Consider the following 20,627-nt stretch of genomic DNA (forward strand, 5'->3'; position numbering starts at 1 on the left):
ATCTCAGGCGAGGAATGTTAAACATGTCAGTGACATCAGCCCCTCTTTCAGCCGACATGCCACGCAGCATGGTCTGGCTGTTCGCCACCGCCAGCGGCTTAAGCGTGGCAAATGTCTATTACGCCCAGCCTTTGCTTGACGCGCTGGCGAACGATTTCGGCATCAGCCATGCGGCCGTGGGTGGCGTGGTGACCGCGACACAAATTGGCTGCGCGCTGGCTCTTTTGCTTGTGGTTCCTCTGGGTGACAAAGTGGATCGTCGAGGGCTAATGGCAATACAGCTGATTGCTCTGGTGGTTGCGCTGGTTTCCGTCAGCCTGGCACAGTCCCCCTCGGCGCTGCTTTTCGGTATGCTTGCGACCGGTATGCTGGGTACGGCCATGACACAGGGGCTGATTGCCTACGCCGCCAGCGCCGCGTCGCCGCATGAACAAGGCCGCGTTGTCGGCGCAGCGCAGGGCGGCGTGTTCATGGGTCTGCTGCTCGCGCGCGTCTTTGCTGGCGGCATCAGCGATATCGCGGGCTGGCGCGGGGTTTATCTGTGTGCCGCCGCGCTGATGCTCATCATTGCGTTACCGCTGTGGTGGAGGCTCCCCACTCTGCCAGCCGTCACTGCCACGATGAGCTACCCGCGGCTGATTGGCTCAATGCTTACACTGTTGCGGCAGGAAAAAGTGCTGCAGATACGCGGCGTGCTGGCGCTGCTGATGTTTGCATCGTTCAACATTTTCTGGAGCGCGCTGGTGCTGCCGCTGAGCGCCCCGCCCTTTAGCTTCTCGCATACCGTGATTGGCGCGTTTGGACTGGCAGGCGCGGTGGGGGCGCTGGCGGCTGGCCGGGCAGGACGCTGGGCCGATCGGGGATATGCCCAACGCACCAGCGCCGCGGCGCTGGTGATGCTGCTGTTGGCATGGTGGCCGTTGTCGCTGATGGACCGTTCACTCGGGATCATGCTTATCGGCATCATACTGCTCGATTTGGGGGGACAGGCGCTGCACGTCACCAACCAGAGCATGATCTTTCGCACCCGTCCCGAGGCGCACAGCCGGCTGGTCGGGCTTTACATGCTGTTTTATGCCGTCGGCAGCGGGCTCGGCGCACTCGGCACGACGATGACGTATGCCTTTGCCGGCTGGCCGGGCGTCTGCCTGCTTGGCGCCTCGGTCAGCCTGCTGGCGCTGGTGTTCTGGTGGCTAACCCGCGTTAGCTAGCGCCATCCGCGGGATAATCCCGATTAATCCAAGCGTGGTCCTCCTCCCAGGTGAACATCCATTTGCGCACCGGCCCCGCCATCACATTGAGGTAGTAGCTGTCATACCCGGCCATCGTCGCCACCGGATGGTAGCCCTTCGGCACCATGACCACGTCACGGTTATAGACCGCCATACACTCATCCAGCGTTCTGTCGTCGGTGTAGACGCGCTGCATGCAGAACCCCTGCTCCGGGTTGAGGCGATGGTAGTAGGTCTCCTCCAGATACGTCTCCTGAGGCGGGTTATCCGTGTCGTGCTTGTGGCTCGGATACGAGCTGGTGCAGCCCTCGTTGGTCCACACCTCCACCACCAGCAGGCTGTCAGCAGGCTTGTCTTCCGGCAAAATGTTATGCACATAGCGCTGGTTGTGCCCCTTACCGCGCGCTTCGCCGGCGATATCCTGCGGGGCAATCAGCCGTGTCGGATGCGTGCCCTTGCCCGGCGCGGCGCAGACCGCCAGCTCCAGCGTCGTCAGCGCCTTCACCTGCACCGTCTCCTGCGGGGTGACGTACACCGCCCACGGCTTGATGCGCTCGAACGGGCTCATCCGCTCGCCGATGTCGTCAAACTGCGCGGAAGGCGTGCTGATGGAGGCGCGTCCGGCGACCAGCACCAGACAGCGCTCTTCGCGCACGGCGGGCAGCGTCAGCGTCTGCCCCTCCTGCAGCTCATACGCCTCAAAACCGACGTATCCCCACCCTGCGCTCTCCGGCGTGACGGACTGGGTGCGCCCCTCCGCGTTCGGCTGTTGCCAGCGTGATAACAGACGTGACATGTCACCTCCTTAAATCAGTCCGGCGTCGCGCGCCAGGCGGTTCAGGTTGTTATATCCCAGACGGGCGTAGGTCAGCGGATGGGCGATGGCCGGATCCTGCTCGGCCTCGACCACCAGCCAGCCGTGATAGTCCTGCGCCTTCAGCAGCCGCATAATCGGCGGATAATCGACGCAGCCGTCGCCCGGCACGGTAAAGACGCCGCTCAGCACCGCGTCGAGGAAGCTGGTTTTACGGTTTTTCACGTCCGCCAGCACGTCGGCGCGCACGTCTTTACAGTGAACGTGGTTGATGCGCGACGCCCAGCGCTGCGCCACCGCCAGCGGATCGGCCCCGGCAAAGGTCAGATGGCCGGTATCAAGCAGTAGCCCCACCGCGTCGCCGGTGTGGGTCATCAGGTTGTCCACGTCGTCGGCGGACTCAATCACCGTGCCCATATGGTGATGGTAGGCAATCTGGACTCCCTGCTGCTGGGTGTAGCGGGCAAATTCGGTGAGCTTCTCGCCGTACTCTTTCCAGCGCGCCTGCGGGAAGCGCGGGCGCAGGTGCACCGGGGTCTGCTGCTCGCCGTGAATGCAGCCGCTCACTTCCGCAAAGACCAGCACCTTCGCCCCCAGCTCGCGCAGCAGCGTCAGGTGAGACTGCACGGCGGCAATCTCCTCCTCCACGCTGCGCTCCAGCAGGCGGCCGGAGTACCAGCCGGAGACCAGCTGCAGGTCGTGGCGCTGCAGGATGGGGCCAAGCAGGCGCGCTTCGCGCGGGAACTTATTGCCCAGCTCGAAACCGACGAAACCGGCCTCTTTCCCTTCACTCAGACAGGTCTCCAGCGACGTTTCCGCGCCGAGAGAAGGCAGATCGTCATTCGTCCACGTCAGCGGGTTAATGCCCAGTTGTACACTCATTGTCGTCTCCATTATGCGTGTCCGCGCTCGCGCCACCAGGCGATAAGCTGCAGGTAGTTGTCCCGGATGCGCTCCACCAGCTGCGCATCGTCAATATCGTGCTTCAGCCACGCGCGGGAGGCATCGCCAAACAGCGTGCGCCCCACGGCGAAGCCTTTCACCAGCGTCTGCCCCGCTGCCGCTTTAAAGTCGGCGCGCAGCTGTTCCGCCGGGGCGTCCAGACCGAGGATCACCACCCCGCGGCAGTGCGGGTCCCGGCGTTCGATAATCTCGCTCAGCGCCGTCCAGCCGTCGGCGGAGAGCGGCGGTAGCTTCCACCAGTCCGGGTAAATGCCGAGGTTGTAGAAGCGGGAGATGGCGCGCAGGTAGAGCTCGTCGCTGCGCGGCATGGTCGCAGGCAGGATCACCTCCAGCAGCAGCTCGTGCCCGGACCGGCAGCAGGCGTGGTACACCTCAGCGATTTTCTGCTCCTGCTCCAGGCGCAGGCCGTGGGCATCTTCCGGGTGGAAAAAGACCAGGCACTTCACCACATGCTCCTGCGGCCAGCTGATAAGCTGGGTGCCGATGTTGCCATGCTCCATCTCCAGCGGACGCGAGCCCGGCAGCTCGATGGGGCGACCAATCCACCACCCTTCCCCGGTGATGGCGTTCAGCGCGTCCTGACCAAAGGTGCCGTCGCACAGCAGACCGGCTTTGCCCTCCAGCCCCGCGCGGCTCGCCGCCTCGCGGCTGGCCTGCAGGATCAGCTGCTTCAGCGCCGGAATGCGCTTAAGCGACGCGCCGCACTGCAGCGCCATATCCTCAAGCTGGCTGCGGTGGTCGAAGGCCATCACGCACAGCTCCGGCCACTCGCGGCGGCGGGTGGTCACCCGGTGGAGGTGGTTAAGACGCGGGTCGAGATCCGGGCGCGGCACGTTCGCAGCGCGGGTGAGATAGTCATCCAGCTCGATTTTGCTCGGCATGGCCGGGGCGCAGCCGTGGCGCGAGACCACCAGCGCGCCGCAGGCGTTGGCGTAGCGGCACGCCTGCTCCCAGCCCTCATCGTTCAGGTAGCCGCGCAGCAGGCCGGACATAAACGCGTCCCCCGCCCCGAGGACGTTCAGCACCTCCACGCGCACGCCGGTCACCGTCAGGCCGTCGTCCAGCCGGGGCGGAATGGCGTCGGTGTAGACCGAGCAGCCGAGCGCACCGCGTTTGCAGACCAGCGTAGCTTCACTGACTGAGCGCACCTGCCCCAGCGCCTGCAGGGTCTCCGTGCTGCCGCCCGCAATGTGAAACTCCTCTTCGGTGCCGACAATGACGTCGAAGAGGTGCAGCACCTCCTGCAGCTCGCGGGTGACCTTATCGGCGGCGATAAAGCGCGTTTCACCGTCGCCTAAGGAGGTCAGCCCCCACAGCACCGGACGGTAGTCGATGTCCAGCACCGTGCGCACGCCGTGACGGCGGGCATAGCCCAGCGCCGTCAGCACCGCCTCGCGGGTCTGAGGATGAGAAAGGTGAGTCCCGGTGATGGCAAGACAACGTGCGGAGGCAATGTAGCGTTCGTCCACATCGCTGGCCGTAATGGCCATATCCGCGCAGTTATCGCGATAAAAAATCAGAGGAAAGGTGTCCCGGTCTTTAATGCCGAGTAGCACCAGCGCCGTGAGGCGGTCTTTATCGGTGATCAGATGGCTGGTATCGCAGCCCACCTGGTTGAGCTCTTCGCGCAGGAAGCGGCCCATATGTTCATCGCCGACGCGCGCCAGCATCGACGAACGTAAACCCTGACGCGCGGTGCCGTACGCCACGTTGCCCGACGACCCGCCGAGATATTTGGCGAAGCTCGACGCGTCCTCCAGACGGGCACCAATCTGCTGGCTGTAGAGGTCTACCGCCACGCGGCCCATGCATATCACATCAAACTGCTTTTCCACGTTGATACCTCATCAGACAATGTCGTTCACGTTCAGCCAGCGGCCTTCCCGGTGCGAGAGCGCGATCGCGTCCAGCACGCGCGACACCTTCCAGCCCTCTTCGAAGTCCGGCCACATCGGCGCGTCGGCGGCAATCCCGTCCACCAGGTCGCGCACCTCCACCGTTTTTTGATCGTTAAAGCCAATCCCGTGGCCTGCGCCCATGCAGAACGCGGCGTAGTCGGGGTGCGCCGGGCCGACGAGTAAGGTGCGGAACCCCTGGCGGTTTACCGGATCGTCATGCAGATAGAGCTTCAGCTCCGCCATGCGCTCCTGGGTGAAGCTGATGGCGCCTTTCGTGCCGGTAATGACGTACGACAGCCCCATCTTGCGGCCGCAGGCAACGCGGGAGGTTTCAATCACGCCCTGCGCCCCGCCCGCGAAGCGCACCATCGCGTGGGCCTGATCCTCGTTTTCGACGGCAACCATGTCCGACGAGCCGGCCTTCGCCGGGCGTTCCGGGACCACGATCTTCAGGTCGCCGCAGACCTGCTCAATCTCCCCGACCAGGTACTGGGCCATGTTGACGATATGCGCCGCGAGGTCGCCCAGCGCCCCCAGCCCGGCGGTCTCTTTAAAGCAGTGCCAGTGAATGGGCGAGCGCGGGTCGGCCATATAGTCTTCGTTGTGGGTGCCGTAGAAGTGGATCACCTCGCCAATCTCGCCGCGGGCAATAATCTCCTTCGCCAGCTGCGCCGTCGGGTTTTTCATGTAGTTGAACCCCACCAGCGTTTTCACCCCGGCCCGCTTCGCGGCGTCGACCATCTCGCGCGCGTCGTGGGCGTTCAGCGCCAGCGGCTTCTCCGAGTAGACGTGCTTGCCGTGGCGGATCGCCTCCAGCGCCATCTCCTTATGCAGATGGTTGGGTGAGCAAATATCCACAACGTCAATCGCCGGGTCGGCCACCAGCGCCCGCCAGTCGCCGGTGGAGCGGTTGAAGCCAAACGCCTGCGCGCGCGCTGCCGCCAGCTCCGGCGTGACTTCCGCCACCATCTCGCGCACCAGCCTGCCGCGCAGGTTGAACACCGTCGGGGCCTGGGCATAGGCGATAGCGTGCGCCTTGCCGATATACCCGGTGCCAATCAATCCAATACGAACCTCTTTCATCGTGATCCTCACAGTGCGCCGCGACGGCTCTTGGCGTAGGTATCAAACGCCACCGCCAGAACGATAATTAATCCGGTGATAATCTGCTGGTAATAGGCCGAGACGTTCATCAGCACCAGGCCGTTAATCAGAATCCCCATGATGATGGAGCCGATAATGGTGCCGCCGATGCGCCCGTAGCCACCCATCAGCGAGGTGCCGCCAATCACCACCGAGGCAATGACGCGCAGTTCAAAGGAGATCCCGGCCACCGCCTCGGCGCTCCCCAGGCGCGCGCTCAGAATGAAGCCCGCCAGCCCCGCCAGGCAGCCAATCAGCACGTAGACGCTGACCAGCACGCGCTTGACGTTCACCCCCGCCAGGCGCGCTGCCTCCGGGTTACCGCCGATGGCGTAGACGAAGCGGCCCCAGCGGGTTTTATGCAGCGCCAGATAACCGCCGAGGGCGACGATGGCGAAGATCCAGATCGGAATGGAGATGCCGAGCAGCTCCCCGCGCCCCCACCAGCGGTAGCCCTGATCGAAACCGGCGATCGGCGCGCCGTCGTTGATCACCAGCGTCAGGCCGCGCCAGATGGTCATCCCGCCGAGGGTCACGATGAACGGCGGCAGGCGCAGGCGGGTCACGCCCAGACCGTGCAGGAAGCCAATCGCCGTGCCCATCGCCAAACAAATCCCCAGCCCGATCAGCCAGCTCATGCCGCCCCAGGCGTTCGGATCGACGGTGGTGAAGTTGTCGCCCTTAATCACGTACGCCGCGGTCATGGCGCACACCGCCAGAATGGAGCCCACGGAGAGGTCAATCCCGGCGGTCAGGATGACAAAGGTCATCCCCACGGCCATGATCCCGTAGATGGAAACTTCGGTCAGGATGTTGAAAATATTGCGTTCAGAGAAAAAGTTGCTGTTCTGCGACTGGAAGAAGATCAGCAGCAGGATCATGAAAATCAGTACCCCGAAGCGCTCGAAGAAGGCGATGGGATCGATGCGTCCGGCGCGTTTGACCGGGGCCTGCGTTTTAGAAATCATCTGCGTCATGAGAAACTCCGTTATGCCGCGTTCAGGGCGTTGTGGTTGATGGCCATCATCGTCATCAGCCGTTCTTCGTTAGCGTCGTCACCGTGGATCTCGCCGGTCACCCGGCCTTCGCTGAGGGTGATGATCCGGTCTGACACCGCCATCACTTCAGGCAGATCGGAGGAGATCACGATCACCGCCACGCCCTTTTTCGCCATGTCAAACAGCACCTGGTGCACTTCCGATTTGGTCCCCACGTCGATGCCGCGCGTCGGCTCATCGACAATCAGCACCCGCGGGTTGAGCGCCATGCAGCGCGCGAGGATCACTTTTTGCTGGTTGCCGCCGGAGAGCTTGCGCACCTCCTGCGCGCTGTTGACCATTTTGATCTGCAGCGCCTTGCGGTAGGACTCGATCAGATCGTCCTCTTTGCGGGTGTTCACGAACCAGCGCCACTGCAGCAGCGAGGAGAGGCAGGAGAGCGACAGGTTGTCGCGAATCGACAGCCCCAGCACCGCCCCCTCTTTTTTGCGGTCTTCCGGCACCAGCGCCACGCCCTGATCGAGGGCATAGAGCGGGTCGCGCGGCTGGTACGGCACGCCGTCCAGCTCAAAGCTCCCAGAGGTAAACGCATCTGCGCCAAACAGGCAGCGGGCCACCTCGGTGCGTCCGGCGCCCACCAGCCCGGCAATGCCTAAGACTTCCCCGGCGTGGACGTGGAAGCTGATGTCGTGCAGGGCGATGCCGTGCGGATCCAGCGGCGGCTTTTCGCGGCTCAGCCCCTTCACCGCCAGGCGGACGGGTTTGTCCTCATGATGCGTTTCGCTGGCGGGGCGACGGTTAAAGGCCACGTCGCGTCCGACCATCAGGCGGATGAGCTGTTCGACGTTGGTCTCCGCCACCGCGCCGGTGCCGGTGAAACGGCCGTCCTGGAAAACGGTGAAGCGATCGCAGAGCTGGAAAACTTCGTGCAGACGGTGGGTAACGTAAATAATGCTCACGCCGCGGTTTTTAAGCTCCCGCACCACGCGGTGCAGGCTTTCCACCTCGCTGTCGCTCAGCGCAGCGGAGGGTTCGTCCATAATGATGAGCCTGGCGTTGAGGGTCAGCGCCCGGGCGATCTCCACCATCTGCTGCTGGGCAACGCTCAGACGGGCGACCGGCGTGGTCGGCGCAACGTTCAGCTGCAGATAGTCGAGAATGACCTGCGCCTCCTGATTGACCGCCTTTTCGTCGACGATCAGATTACGTTTACGCGGCTCGCGCCCGAGAAACATGTTTTCCGCGACGGTCATGTTGGGCAGCAGGTTGAATTCCTGATAGATGGTGATAATGCCCTTGTTCTGCCGTTCCACCGGGGAGTCGTCCACCGGCAGCGTTTCGCCGTTGAACCAGATATCCCCGCGGGTTTGCGGCTGCGCCCCCGCGAGCGCCTTCAGCAGCGTGGATTTACCCGCCCCGTTTTCCCCCAGCAGGGCGTGGATCTCGCCCGCGCCGACGGTCAGCTGGGCGCTGCTTAACGCCCAGACGCCGGAAAAGCTTTTTGCCAGGTCGGTCACTTTCAGTAAGGGTTGCGACATCAGTCTGCTCCTCCTCATGATGAGCCGCCAGAGGCGGCTCGGGACATATTAGTTACCGGCCTCACCGATACGCTCAGCCTGCTGCAGGTTCTCTTTGGTGATCAGCGTCGGCGGGTAGTCGGCACCGGTGATGGCTTTCTTCTCGCGCACGTTGGCCACCAGCTGGCTCATCGCCGTCTGCACCGCAAAGCCCGGACGCTGGTCCGCCGTCACCGCCAGCCAGCCATCGCGCACGCGGGCCAGCGCTTCCGGCACCGCATCAAAGCCGGTGACCAGAATTTCGCCCGGCTTCACGCCCTGGCTCTGCAGCGCTTCAATCGCCCCCAGCGCCATGTCGTCGTTAGCAGAGAGGATTACCTGCGGGCGTTTCGGCAGAGAGGGCAGCACGCTTTCCACGATGCGCATCCCTTCAGAACGCATCCAGTTGCCGGTCTGATCGGCGACGATCTTGTACTTATCCCCGCCCGCCTTCAGGCTGTCGCGGATCCCTTTAGTGCGTTCGATGTTGGAGGAGGAGCCCGGCTGGCCGGTCAGCAGAATGATTTCCGCCCCGTCGGGGAATTTGGTTTTGACGAAGTCGCCAATCGCCTGGCCGCCCTTGTAGTTGTTGGCGCCAAAGTGCGGCACCTTCTTCTGGCTGTCGACGGAGCGGTCAAGGGTGACCACCGGCAGCTTCGCATCCTGAATTTCATCCACCGCGCTGGAGACCGCGTTCACGTCATTCGGGGAGACGATAAAGCCCTGCGCCCCGCGGGTGATGGCGTTTTCCAGGTCAGCCACCTGCTTCGGCGAGCTGCCCTGCCCGTCCAGCACCTGAAGCTTCACGCCCATCTCTTTTGCGGCTTTCACCGCCGTGCGCTGCATGTGAACTTCAAACGGCATGGCCAGGTTTGGCGTACTGAAAACAATTTGCTCGTTTTCGGCGAGGGCGGCCCCGGACGTCATGGCGATGAGGGCGGCTACGATCAGTTTTTTCATTATTATGTCTCTCTGTGTAGGGTTGTTGTGTTTAGAGGACGATCTCGCGCTGAGTACGCAGCGACTCCAGCGCTTTATCCGCAAGGTACAGCGCACGTTCACCATCATCGCCGCTGCAGTCAGGTACCGCTTCGCCGCGCAGGACCGCAACAAAGTGTTCCCATTCCGCGGCGTAAGCGGATTTGTAGCGCTGCAGGAAGAAGTGTTCCGGCAGCGCGCTGGTGCAGCCCTGTTTGCCGTAGTGCTGCACCTGGTTTTCCAGAATGTTGCCCGCGCACAGCAGCCCTTCGGAGCCGTGCAGCTCCAGGCGCTGGTCGTAGCCGTAAGATGAACGGCGGCTGTTAACGATGGTCGCCATCGCGCCGGAAGCGTATTTCAGAACGATAAACGCGGTATCGATGTCGCCTGCCTCGCCAATCGCCGGATCCACCAGGTTGCTGCCCTGGGCATACACCGACACCGGCTCTTCGCCCATGATGAAGCGGGCCATGTCAAAGTCGTGAATGGTCATATCGCGGAACATGCCGCCGGAGACGCGCACGTACTCCGCAGGCGGCGGAGACGGGTCCCGGGAGATGATGAGCAGCGATTCCGGCTTGCCGATGCGCCCGGCCTGCGCGTCGGTTTTCACGCGGCGAAACTGCGGGTCAAAGCGGCGGTTAAAGCCGATAAACAGCGGCACGTCGTACTCTTTGACCACCTTCAGGCAGTCGCGCACGCGGGCGAGGTCAAGGTGGACCGGCTTTTCGCAGAAGATGGCCTTGCCGTGGCGGGCGGCCATTTCAATCAGGTCCGCGTGGGTATCGGTCGCGGAGGCGATCAGCACGGCGTGAACGTTAGGGTCGGTCATCGCCTCCTCCAGGCTCTGCTGGCGGGCCTGATACTGCGCGGCGAGACGGGTGGCAAATTCCTGATTCGGGTCAACCACGGACCAGAGCGTGGTCGCGGCGTGGCTGGCGATGTTAGCTGCATGTACCTGGCCAATTCGGCCAGCGCCCAGTAAAGCAATGTTAAACATAACGGCTCCCGGTGTTGGTGAATGCTGTGAACTAACGACCCTATAAATAAAACATTTATTTCATTTTTATAAATAGTGAAAATTATATTTTTGAGTGTAGGTTAACACTTTTGAGATGAATGAGATAAATTTTGTTATCAATCTCACAACATGGGAGGACATACAGCAGCTCCCCTCACCCCGGCCCTCTCCCCAAAGGGGCGAGGGAGAAAAGAGTGCACCACACCATCCCCTCTCCCCTTTGAGGAGAGGGTTAGGGTGAGGGGAAAATGAAATGAAAATTTCGTTACGGCGGAAAATCTTAATACTGACGGGCTTTTTTCACCTGCGCCTGCGTTTGCTCCGCGGCCTCACGCACGGCAGACGATTCCGCCACCTGCGCATCACCGGTTCGCCACCAGGAGGCGTAGTCGTGGGTCATGGTCTTCGGCAGCACCTTGATGTCCAGCAGCGTCGGGCCCGGATGGGCGCGTGACGCCTCCAGCGCCGCCAGCAGGGTTTGCTCGTCGTGCACCCGCCACGCGCGGCAGCCGTAGCTTTCCGCGTTTTGCGCAAAGTCGACCTTCACCAGCGGCCCGTCAAGCCGTCCGGTTTCCGGGTTGCGATGACGGTTTTCCGTGCCAAAGCTGCCCATGCCGTGCCCCATCTGCAGGTTGTTAATGCAGCCGAAGCTGGCGTTATCAAACAGTAGAACGGTGATCTTAATCCCCTCCTGCACGGCGGTTTGCAGCTCGGAGTGCAGCATCATGTAAGAGCCATCCCCCACCATGGCATAAACCGGCTGCTCGGGTCGGGCAAGCTTCGCGCCGATAGCCGCCGCAATCTCATAGCCCATGCAGGAGTAGCCGTACTCCAGGTGATAGCTTTCCGGCGTTTTGACCTGCCAGAGGCGCTGTAAATCCCCCGGCAGCGAACCGGCCGCGCCCACCACGATGGCGTTATCTTCAATATGCTGGTTGATCAGCCCCAGTACCCGCGTCTGGGTCAGGCGGGTGTTGAGCGTCTCGCCGTACTCCGCCAGCTGCGCGTCCAGGTGCCCCGCCACTTCGGGCGCGTCGTCCGGACGCCACTGGCGATCCCACAGGCGACGGCACTCGTCGCGCCAGGCGGACTTCGCCTCAGCGATCGCCTCTCCCCAGCCGCTGCGGTAATCACCGAGCATGTGGGTCAATGCCTGGAGCCCGGTTTGGGCATCGGCAATCAGCGCCGTAGCATCCAGCTTCAGGGCGTCAAACTCGGCCACGTTCAGCAGCAGAAATTCGACGTCCGGATGGGAAAAGAGCGCCTTGGAGCCGGTGGTAAAGTCGGTCAGGCGCGTGCCGATACCAATCACCAGGTCAGCCTGCGGCGCGAGCTGGTTGGCCGCCATCCCGCCCGTCACCCCTACGCCACCGAGGTTAAGTGGGTGGTCACTCACCAGCGCCCCCTTTCCGGCCTGGGTTTCGGCAAACGGCAGCTGCAGCGTCTCGACAAAGTCGCGAAACGCCTCATGCGCGCCGGAATAGCGCACCCCTCCGCCGCATACCACCAGCGGACGCCGCTTGCGGGCGATCAGCGCCCGCGCCTGCGCCAGACGCTGCGGATCGGGCGGACGACGCTCGATGTGGTGCACGCGACGCGCGAAGAAGCTCAGCGGGTAATCCCACGCTTCCCCCTGCACGTCCTGCGGCAGGCAAATCGTTACCGCACCGGTATCTGCCGGGTCAGTAAGCGTTCGCATCGCGCTGAGCATCGCGCTCATGAGCTGCTCGGGACGGTTAATGCGGTCCCAGTAGCGGGAGACCGGACGGAAGCAGTCGTTGGTGCTGATGCTGAGGTCGTGATACTGCTCGATCTGCTGCAGCACCGGGTCCGGCTGGCGGCTGGCGTAAATATCGCCCGGGAGCAGCAGCAGCGGGATGCGGTTCGCCGTGGCGGTTGCCGCCGCCGTGACCATATTGGCGGCGCCCGGCCCGACGGAGGAGGTGACGGCAAAGATGCGCTGACGACGGTGCTGTTTGGCGAATCCCGTCGCCATATGGGCAATGCCCTGCTCGTTGCAGCCCTGCATCACCTGCAGATGACCGGGGTCCTGCTCCAGCGCCTGGCCGATACCCAGCACGTTGCCGTGCCCAAAGATGGTGGCGACGCCCTCCACGAAGGGCGTTTCGTTGCCGTCCACGCTAACGTACTGTTGATTAAGGAACCGGACCAGCGCCTGGGCCATGGTCATACGTTCGGTTTGCATAACGCCTCCTGTCAGCCCAGCGTCGGCATGGAGAACGCAGCGCCTGTCTCCTGCTGCATTTCCGGCCAGCGCGCGGTGATGGTTTTCATTCGGGTGTAGAAACGCACGCCGTCGTTGCCGTGGACGTTGAGCGCCCCGAAGATAGAGCGCTTCCAGCCGCCGAAACTGTGGAATGCCATCGGCACCGGGATTGGCACGTTGACCCCCACCATGCCCGCCTGCACCTCTTCGCAGAAGCGGCGCGCGCAGCCGCCATCGCGGGTGAAGATTGCCGAGCCATTACCATATTCATGGCGGTTAATCAGATCCACCGCGCTTGCGTAATCTGCTACGCGCACCACAGAAAGCACCGGGCCGAAAATTTCTTCTTTATAGATGGTCATCTCCGGGGTGACGTTATCGAACAGCGTCGGCCCGACGAAGTAACCCTGCTCGTGCCCCTTCACGCTGAAGCCGCGACCGTCCACGCGAAGTTTCGCTCCCTGCGCTTCCCCGCTGTCGATATAGCCCAGCACCTTGCTGCGGTGTGCGGAGGAGATAAGCGGTCCCATTTCGTTTTCCGGCGTCTGGTCAAGACCCGGTCCGACGCGCAGCGCGGCAATCTGTTTTTCCAGCCGGGCGCAGAGGTCATCGGCGGTGTTATCCCCCACCGCCAGCACCACCGAGAGCGCCATGCAGCGTTCCCCCGCCGCGCCGTAGGCCGCGCCCATGATGGCGTTGGTCGCCATCTCCATGTCCGCATCCGGCATTAAAATGCAGTGATTTTTCGCGCCGCCCAGCGCCTGGCAGCGCTTACCGTGGGTGGAGGCGGTCTGGTAAATGTATTCCGCAATCGGCGTGGAGCCGACAAAGCTCACCGCCTGCACGCGCGGGTCGGTCAGGAGCACGTCAACAGACTCCTTATCGCCCTGCACCACGTTGAAGACGCCGTCCGGCAGGCCGGCCTCTTTCAGCAGCTGCGCCAGCGCGAGCGCGAGTGAAGGATCTTTTTCCGACGGCTTCAGCACGAAGGTGTTGCCGGTCGCCAGCGCAATCGGGAACATCCACATCGGCACCATAGCCGGGAAGTTAAACGGCGTGATCCCGGCGCAGACCCCGAGCGGCTGCATCAGCGAGTGGCTGTCAACGCCGGTACCGACGTTCGCCGAGTGTTCGCCCTTTTGCAGATGCGGAATACCGCAGGCAAACTCCACCACCTCCAGGCCGCGGGTCAGCTCGCCCACCGCGTCGGAGAAGACCTTGCCGTGCTCTTCGCTGATGAGGCGGGCCAGGCGATCCATGTTCTCTTCCAGCAGCGCTTTGAAGCGGAACATCACGCGCGCGCGCTTAAGCGGAGCATGACGCGCCCACGCCGGAAACGCCTGCTGCGCGGCGGCAATCGCCTGCTCCGTTTCCTGTGCCGTACTCATCACCACCTGGCGGATCTGCTCGCCGGTGGCCGGGTTGAAGATCGCCTGAACGCGCTGGCCTGAACCGGTGACACATTCGCCGTGAATAAAATTCGCTACCGTCTCCATCCTTAACCTCTCGCTGTTGATACGTGACTGTGACCTGAACACTGTGTACTGACCACTATATATGAAACAAATATTCCATTTTAAGTTGAAATAAAATAAATGATGATTATTGTGATCAAGGATGGATTTTTATGTTAACAGCCAGCACCACTGACGCAGCGTGCGCTATTAAGGGATTTCGGGCGAGGAAATGACTGAAGCTTCTGTTTCATTTTTGCTGCCAGATGGATGGCCGACATTTAAAAGACGCGGTTTTGCGTTTAGAATCATAAGACTGTATTTGGGGGATAAGATGACGACAGCAACCAGCCTGAACGAACTGCAGCAGCAAATCCGCGATCGCTACGATAGCCTGAGCAAGAGGCTGCAGCAGGTCTCCCGCTACGTGCTGGACAATACCAACAGCGTGGCCTTCGATACGGTTGCCGTCATTGCCGAGCGCGCCGACGTGCCGCCCTCGACGCTGATCCGCTTTGCTAATGCCTTTGACTTCACCGGCTTCAACGAAATGAAACAGCTGTTTCGCATGAACCTGGTGGAGGAGACCGCCAGCTACAGCGACCGCGCCCGACTGTTCCGCGAGATGGAGAGCGAGGCCGTGCCGGAAACGCCGCTCGATATCCTGCAGGAGTTCGCCCGTTCAAACGCGCAGGCGCTACAGCAGCTGGCCGCCCGCGCCGAGCCGGAGATGCTGGAGCGCGCGGTACAGCTGCTGGCCGATGCCGACACCATCTACATCGCCGGACTGCGTCGCTCCTTTAGCGTTGCCGCGTATCTGACCTACGCCCTGAGCCACCTGGAGTGTCGCCCTATCCTACTCGACGGGATGGGCGGCATGCTGCGCGAGCAGATCAGCCGCATTAAGGCGCGCGACATCGTGGTGTCGATCAGCTTCTCGCCGTACGCGGAAGAGACGGTGATGGTCAGCGAAACCGCCGCCAGCGTCGGCGCGCGGCAGATCGTGATTACGGACAGCCAAATCAGCCCCCTGGCGACGTTCAGCGATCTCTGCTTTGTGGTGAAAGAGGCGCAGGTGGACGCGTTTCGGTCTCAGTCGGCGACGCTGTGCCTGGTGCAGTCGCTGGTGGTGGCGCTGGCATATCGACTGGGGAGCGGGGAGAAATAGCCCCCAATACACTTTGGTGGGCCGGGTAAGGCATAGCCGATACCCGACCACCTGAAGAGCATCAGCCAGACATTAACGGCTCCTTATCTCGGGGCAATCAGAATAACTGACGGAAGAGAGGGAATTCAGACGTTGCCCCGTAATCTGTAACACCCGCAATAAAAGCATAATGCCGCGGCGGGTATCAGGATCGTTAAGCATGGTGAACACCTGCCGAAGCGAGATATCCCCTTCCCGGTTAATTTGCTCTCCCCACGCCATGCGTAGCGCGGTTCCCCCTTCCCAGCCGACTGTCACGACATCTTCAAAAACGCCAGCCAGTTTTTCGACCATCGCGCTATCGGCCATTTCCAGCAGGTCTGCGACGACGGCGAGCAGATCAACCAGATTATTCAGGCGATTGCCCGCCATAAGCGGGGCAAGGCTTTTTAGTAACTGTTCCTGGTCACTCATCAGAACATCCCCCTCACGACGCCCCAATACAGTCCACGGTTAAAACCGTTTCGCAGCATGCCGCCGAGTTTAGTCGCCGGCGTGGGGGTCACGTCATTGCGATAGTCATATACCAACGGCATGCCGGCCCAGAGCCCCATCTGCGCGACGGCCTGAACCCGTCCATCATAATGGTTACCGCTTCCGGGCGGTCTGCCGTACAGCTCCGCCACAATGTTGTCAGCAATGATGGGCGCCTGGTTGTGGCACGACCCTCCCGCTTTACTGATCGGGAGGTCAACGGTATCGCCGATCACATACACGCCTTCTAAGCCGTAGACGCCGAGCGTCTGGTGATCCGTCGGCAACCAGCCTTCACCGTTCTGAACCTCACTCAGTCCCGTATCACGCACCGCTTCGACCGCCCTGATGGGAGGCGTTGCCATCAGGATGTCGAAGTTCTGTGAATCGCCCTCGGCGGAATAGGCAATTTTGCTGTCAGGATCGACATGGCTTAGGGTAAAACCGCGCTGATGCTGTATTCCTTTGGCGGCAAAAATATCGCCCAGCGCCTCCCCCACCGGACGCTGCAGGAACAGACAGTTTCGCAGCAACTGCGCGACGGTCGGATAGGTATAAACAATCTCAACCTGATTACGCACCCCACGCTGGCGCAGATAGTCGTCAACCATCAGCGTGGTTTCAATAGGGGCAATGCCGCACTGGTGGGGAACATTCGGCGTTTCCGGGAAAGAGACGGTAATAAATATTCGCCCCTTTTTGATGGTGGCGAGCTTATGCGCTAGCTGTCTTGCCGCCGCATATTGATAAAAATGGTCGCCCGCGTCGGCAAGGCCAGGGATTTTTTGGGGGAAAGGCGTGCAGCCCGTTGCGATAACCAGCAGGTCCCAGTCGTAATATCGTTTACTGGCACCGTACAGTCGCCGCTGCTTAAAATCGAAAGATTCAATCCTGTCGGTAATAAATTGAATTTCAGGACTCAGTAACTGCCGTTCAGGCCGGGCCAGCTCATGATGATGGAAGAGGTTAAAAGCGACGTACATAAAGGCGGGTTTGTAGTAGTGCACCGGTGATTCGGAAATCAGTACCAGCTCTACCTGACCGGCAGCAATTTCACGTCGTAATTTCCTGGCCAGAAGGTTGGCGACAATTGTTCCTCCCGTGCCGCCGCCGACAATCATTATGCGGTTTTTCATTCCTTTATTCGCTCATGGTAGTGAATGGGAATTCACGTAACCAGACCGCTTCACTGTTACGCTCAGCTAAAGCGTAGTAACAGAGTAATATTCCGCAATGCAACCATTAATAAGAAATTTAATTTTGACAAACAGATCATCATTTATAATATACACTACAAAATATAATTTATATCTCTATAACGTCGCCTTTCACTGTGGTCTCTTTTCATCACCATTATTCGCCAAACAGCAGCGTTGTGTACTTTTTAGATACCGCCCCGGAGCGCTGTCCGTTCGCGCCATAATAGCGATCTTCACGGCACAGTCGCTCCTTCACATTGCAGAAAATACCGTTGGCAAAGGTGAATTCAGTCAGATCGACATTGCTCGACGTGAACACCTCGTTTGCAGCAGCCTTCTTACCGAGATAGGTCTCTGTCAACGCGCGGGATAATCCCTTGTCATTGGCGCATACATATCGGTCGCAGAGCACGCCCGATACTGGCGACTTGAGCCTGGCGGGGGTCCTGGCCTGGGCGGACATGGCGGACACGGCCAGCAGCGCGGCCACAGAGCATGCGAGTATTGACTTGTTCAAGATGATAATCTCCGTTGGTTAATGAGTGTCGGCTTTGCACCGGGCGCGGTGGAACCATGATGAGGGTGAAAAATCCTGGAGGGTTCTGAGTTTCAGCAGGAAATGCCCCGTATGGCTTTTTGTTGACCTAACAGTTGTCGAAAGTTCGGCTCGGAGGCAATTGTAAGGGCCCTATCCTGGTTAGGTCCAGTGTGAGCAAGGAGCGGATCTACAGTTATGCTATTTTTATCAACAGTGCATGTCTTTCCCACAGTACTTCAGCCGGCACTACGGGCAAGCTCATCTATTTTGGTGCCAAAAACCCGATGATAGTTAACACTCTTGATAACTTGAGCACCGAGAGACTCATAAAACTTCTGCGCCAATGGGTCTGCTGCAACAGATAACCAATCGAGTTGTAAACACCCCCGCTCTTGTGCTCGACAGGCTATAAAACTCATCAGCTTTCTACCAATTCCAGTCCTTCTGAAAGGTGCAGAAACAAAAAGCTCTTTGATAAACATTTGCCCGCTGAAACGTGGTGAAGGGTACATCACTGATACACATGAAAACGCAGCTATTACTCCATCAAAAACCACTTTGTGAACTTCGGTATTAGAGCCGACGGCAAAGACCTTATCCCTCAGATATGCGGTCATGTCATTCCTGGACAAGCAAAGCTCCTGATTATAGTAGTTTTCCATCTCGAGAAAAATATCAACTAAATCAGGATATTCGTGTGGTTTGCAGATGGTAATGTTCACGCATGCCTCCTTAAGCAAAATATATCAATTTAAAATTAATATAAAAGCAATAAAGCTATATCTATAAAGTTTCTACCGCAAATTGTTAAAATAACGCAGTTGTTCCATAGTTGATTAAAGCATTTTTAGCGAAAAGCGGACGCTGACCTTTCAGCTTTGTACGATTTACGCTCTGGCCTGATCTGACGTATGTATCATAGATACATGAACTCACTAGCATGATCGGAGATTGCATATGCTGATATATAACGTTTTTGGACGGCATATTGGCGTTCAACGTAAGCACGATCGGTGGCTGGTATTTCGTGCTGACCTGACGGAGAGAAAGTTTTCTCGACTCTATGACATCGCTATTCCAGACGATATGGCTGAAGGCGATATTGCCGGCTGGCTGGGTGACATTTTCCATGAATCCGCAAACGATCGTCATCCAAATGTGGAACGCATCGAATAAGGATTTAATGGATAGCATTACGTTGCGCCCGCACCTGGCACTCACCTGACATGATGCTACCAGCCATGGCCCAAAAAAAGCCCGCAATCCGCGGGCTTAGAGATAATTTAGAACCTGTTAGTACCAGACGTATCCGGTTGGGAAATCATTCCCACTCAATCGTAGCCGGTGGCTTACCGCTGATGTCATACACCACGCGGGAAATACCGTTCACTTCGTTGATGATGCGGTTAGACACGCGGCCTAAGAAGTCATACGGCAGGTGCGCCCAGTGCGCGGTCATGAAGTCGATGGTTTCCACCGCACGCAGGGAAACAACCCAGTCGTACTTGCGGCCATCGCCCATTACGCCGACGGAGCGAACCGGCAGGAACACGGTGAACGCCTGGCTTACCTTGTTGTACAGGTCAGCTTTGTGCAGCTCTTCGATGAAGATCGCGTCCGCGCGACGCAGCAGGTCGCAGTACTCTTTCTTAACTTCGCCCAGCACGCGCACGCCCAGACCCGGGCCCGGGAACGGGTGACGGTAGAGCATGTCGTACGGCAGACCCAGTTCCAGACCGATCTTACGCACTTCGTCTTTGAACAGCTCGCGCAGCGGTTCAACCAGACCCATCTTCATCTCTTTCGGCAGGCCGCCCACGTTGTGGTGAGATTTGATGACGTGCGCTTTACCGGTGGCGGATGCCGCGGATTCGATCACGTCAGGGTAGATGGTACCCTGCGCCAGCCACTTCACGTCGTCCAGCTTCAGCGCTTCTTCGTCGAACACTTCCACGAACACGCGGCCGATGATCTTACGTTTCGCTTCCGGATCGTTCTCGCCTTTCAGCGCGTCCAGGAAGCGCTGCTCGCCTTCTACGTGAACGATGTTCAGACCGAAGTGGTCGCCAAACATGTCCATAACCTGCTGGGCTTCGTTCAGGCGCAGCAGGCCGTTATCCACGAACACGCAGGTCAGGTTTTTACCGATGGCGCGGTGTAGCAGCATCGCGGTCACGGAGGAGTCCACGCCGCCGGAGAGGCCGAGGATCACTTTGTCATCGCCAACCTGCTGGCGGATACGCTCAACGGCGTCGTCGATGATTTTTGCCGGGGTCCACAGGGCTTCACACTGGCAGATGTCACGCACGAAGCGCTCCAGCATGCGCATACCCTGACGGGTGTGGGTCACTTCCGGGTGGAACTGCACGCCGTAGAAGCGTTTTTCTTCGTTCGCCATGATGGCAAACGGGCAGCTCTCGGTGCTGGCAACGGTGACGAAGTCAGACGGGATAGCGGTGACTTTGTCGCCGTGGCTCATCCACACGTCCAGCAGCGGTTTGCCGTCTGCGGTCAGGGAGTCTTCGATACCGCGCACCAGCGCGCTGTCGGTCACCACTTCTACCTGCGCATAGCCGAACTCACGCTCGTTAGAACCTTCTACGTGGCCGCCCAGCTGCATTGCCATGGTCTGCATACCGTAGCAGACGCCGAATACCGGCACGCCAGCTTCGAACACGTACTGCGGCGCGCGCGGGCTGTTCTCTTCGGTGGTGCTTTCCGGGCCGCCGGACAGGATGATGCCGCTTGGATTGAATTCGCGAATCTGTGCTTCCGTGACATCCCACGCCCACAGCTCACAGTAAACGCCCAGTTCACGTACGCGACGCGCCACCAGCTGAGTGTACTGAGAACCGAAGTCCAGGATGAGAATGCGATGTTTATGAATGTTTTCCGTCATTGACGCTAATTCCGAGGCAAGTGAAA

The 20,627-nt window shown here is 60.1% G+C and carries 18 protein-coding genes; 3 read left to right on the top strand and 15 right to left on the bottom strand.

Annotation, left to right across the window (positions count from 1 at the left end; translation table 11 throughout):
- Window positions 1-23 precede the first annotated feature (23 nt).
- Window positions 24-1,211: an MFS transporter gene (locus ACMGG5_RS23300; RefSeq protein WP_420278571.1), complete on the top strand. Its 1,188-nt coding sequence runs from the start codon at window positions 24-26 to the stop codon at window positions 1,209-1,211.
- On the opposite strand, the gene iolB is transcribed toward ACMGG5_RS23300, so the two are convergent.
- From iolB to ACMGG5_RS23350, 10 genes are all read right to left on the bottom strand, one after another.
- The gene (iolB, locus tag ACMGG5_RS23305; protein WP_420278572.1) at window positions 1,204-2,028 is read right to left on the bottom strand and encodes a 5-deoxy-glucuronate isomerase; all 825 of its coding nucleotides are present in this window, start codon (window positions 2,026-2,028) and stop codon (window positions 1,204-1,206) included. The genes ACMGG5_RS23300 and iolB overlap by 8 nt on opposite strands.
- Before the next feature lie 9 nt (window positions 2,029-2,037).
- Window positions 2,038-2,928 carry a myo-inosose-2 dehydratase gene (gene iolE / locus ACMGG5_RS23310; protein ID WP_420278573.1) on the bottom strand — a complete coding sequence of 297 codons (891 nt, stop codon included), beginning with the start codon at window positions 2,926-2,928 and terminating at the stop codon, window positions 2,038-2,040.
- 11 nt (window positions 2,929-2,939) lie between these two features.
- The gene (locus ACMGG5_RS23315; RefSeq protein WP_420278574.1) at window positions 2,940-4,844 is read right to left on the bottom strand and encodes a bifunctional 5-dehydro-2-deoxygluconokinase/5-dehydro-2-deoxyphosphogluconate aldolase; all 1,905 of its coding nucleotides are present in this window, start codon (window positions 4,842-4,844) and stop codon (window positions 2,940-2,942) included.
- Window positions 4,845-4,856: 12 nt separating this feature from the next.
- The gene (locus ACMGG5_RS23320; protein WP_032646810.1) at window positions 4,857-5,990 is read right to left on the bottom strand and encodes a Gfo/Idh/MocA family protein; all 1,134 of its coding nucleotides are present in this window, start codon (window positions 5,988-5,990) and stop codon (window positions 4,857-4,859) included.
- Between the two features lie 8 nt (window positions 5,991-5,998).
- Window positions 5,999-7,027: an ABC transporter permease gene (locus ACMGG5_RS23325; RefSeq protein WP_008502116.1), complete on the bottom strand. Its 1,029-nt coding sequence runs from the start codon at window positions 7,025-7,027 to the stop codon at window positions 5,999-6,001.
- Window positions 7,028-7,038: 11 nt separating this feature from the next.
- The gene (locus tag ACMGG5_RS23330) at window positions 7,039-8,586 is read right to left on the bottom strand and encodes a sugar ABC transporter ATP-binding protein (RefSeq protein WP_025912800.1); all 1,548 of its coding nucleotides are present in this window, start codon (window positions 8,584-8,586) and stop codon (window positions 7,039-7,041) included.
- Window positions 8,587-8,634: 48 nt separating this feature from the next.
- Window positions 8,635-9,564 (bottom strand): sugar ABC transporter substrate-binding protein, encoded by a 930-nt coding sequence (locus tag ACMGG5_RS23335; RefSeq protein ID WP_008502118.1) that lies wholly within the window; start codon window positions 9,562-9,564, stop codon window positions 8,635-8,637.
- A gap of 31 nt (window positions 9,565-9,595) precedes the next feature.
- A complete protein-coding gene (gene iolG / locus ACMGG5_RS23340) occupies window positions 9,596-10,582 on the bottom strand; it encodes an inositol 2-dehydrogenase (RefSeq protein WP_024907542.1) in 987 nt (328 codons plus the stop codon).
- Between the two features lie 301 nt (window positions 10,583-10,883).
- Window positions 10,884-12,809, bottom strand: a complete 1,926-nt coding sequence (gene iolD / locus ACMGG5_RS23345; protein WP_420278575.1) for a 3D-(3,5/4)-trihydroxycyclohexane-1,2-dione acylhydrolase (decyclizing) — start codon at window positions 12,807-12,809, stop codon at window positions 10,884-10,886.
- Window positions 12,810-12,820: 11 nt separating this feature from the next.
- A complete protein-coding gene (locus tag ACMGG5_RS23350) occupies window positions 12,821-14,326 on the bottom strand; it encodes a CoA-acylating methylmalonate-semialdehyde dehydrogenase (RefSeq protein WP_420278576.1) in 1,506 nt (501 codons plus the stop codon).
- Window positions 14,327-14,618: 292 nt separating this feature from the next.
- On the opposite strand from ACMGG5_RS23350, the gene ACMGG5_RS23355 reads away from it, so the two are divergent.
- Window positions 14,619-15,452 (top strand): MurR/RpiR family transcriptional regulator, encoded by an 834-nt coding sequence (locus tag ACMGG5_RS23355; protein WP_024908667.1) that lies wholly within the window; start codon window positions 14,619-14,621, stop codon window positions 15,450-15,452.
- A 72-nt stretch (window positions 15,453-15,524) separates the two neighbouring features.
- Here ACMGG5_RS23355 and ACMGG5_RS23360 read toward each other — a convergent pair whose 3' ends face one another.
- The 4 genes from ACMGG5_RS23360 to ACMGG5_RS23375 all read right to left on the bottom strand — a co-directional run bounded on the left by ACMGG5_RS23360 (window position 15,525) and on the right by ACMGG5_RS23375 (window position 18,424).
- Window positions 15,525-15,905, bottom strand: coding sequence for a DUF1641 domain-containing protein (locus tag ACMGG5_RS23360; RefSeq protein ID WP_061714647.1), 381 nt, complete (start codon window positions 15,903-15,905; stop codon window positions 15,525-15,527).
- Window positions 15,905-17,101, bottom strand: a complete 1,197-nt coding sequence (locus tag ACMGG5_RS23365; RefSeq protein WP_420278577.1) for an NAD(P)/FAD-dependent oxidoreductase — start codon at window positions 17,099-17,101, stop codon at window positions 15,905-15,907. Before ACMGG5_RS23365 ends, ACMGG5_RS23360 begins: the two co-directional genes overlap by 1 nt.
- A gap of 217 nt (window positions 17,102-17,318) precedes the next feature.
- Window positions 17,319-17,681 carry a YcgJ family protein gene (locus ACMGG5_RS23370; protein ID WP_420278578.1) on the bottom strand — a complete coding sequence of 121 codons (363 nt, stop codon included), beginning with the start codon at window positions 17,679-17,681 and terminating at the stop codon, window positions 17,319-17,321.
- 257 nt (window positions 17,682-17,938) lie between these two features.
- Window positions 17,939-18,424, bottom strand: coding sequence for a GNAT family N-acetyltransferase (locus ACMGG5_RS23375; RefSeq protein ID WP_048991314.1), 486 nt, complete (start codon window positions 18,422-18,424; stop codon window positions 17,939-17,941).
- A gap of 235 nt (window positions 18,425-18,659) precedes the next feature.
- On the opposite strand from ACMGG5_RS23375, the gene ACMGG5_RS23380 reads away from it, so the two are divergent.
- A complete protein-coding gene (locus tag ACMGG5_RS23380) occupies window positions 18,660-18,878 on the top strand; it encodes a DUF7661 family protein (protein WP_048991318.1) in 219 nt (72 codons plus the stop codon).
- 145 nt (window positions 18,879-19,023) lie between these two features.
- On the opposite strand, the gene guaA is transcribed toward ACMGG5_RS23380, so the two are convergent.
- The gene (guaA, locus tag ACMGG5_RS23385) at window positions 19,024-20,601 is read right to left on the bottom strand and encodes a glutamine-hydrolyzing GMP synthase (protein ID WP_024908661.1); all 1,578 of its coding nucleotides are present in this window, start codon (window positions 20,599-20,601) and stop codon (window positions 19,024-19,026) included.
- Window positions 20,602-20,627: the final 26 nt, after the last annotated feature.

It is taken from the genome of Enterobacter sp. BNK-34, assembly GCF_048684445.1.
Classification (GTDB): Bacteria; Pseudomonadota; Gammaproteobacteria; order Enterobacterales; family Enterobacteriaceae; genus Enterobacter; species Enterobacter pseudoroggenkampii.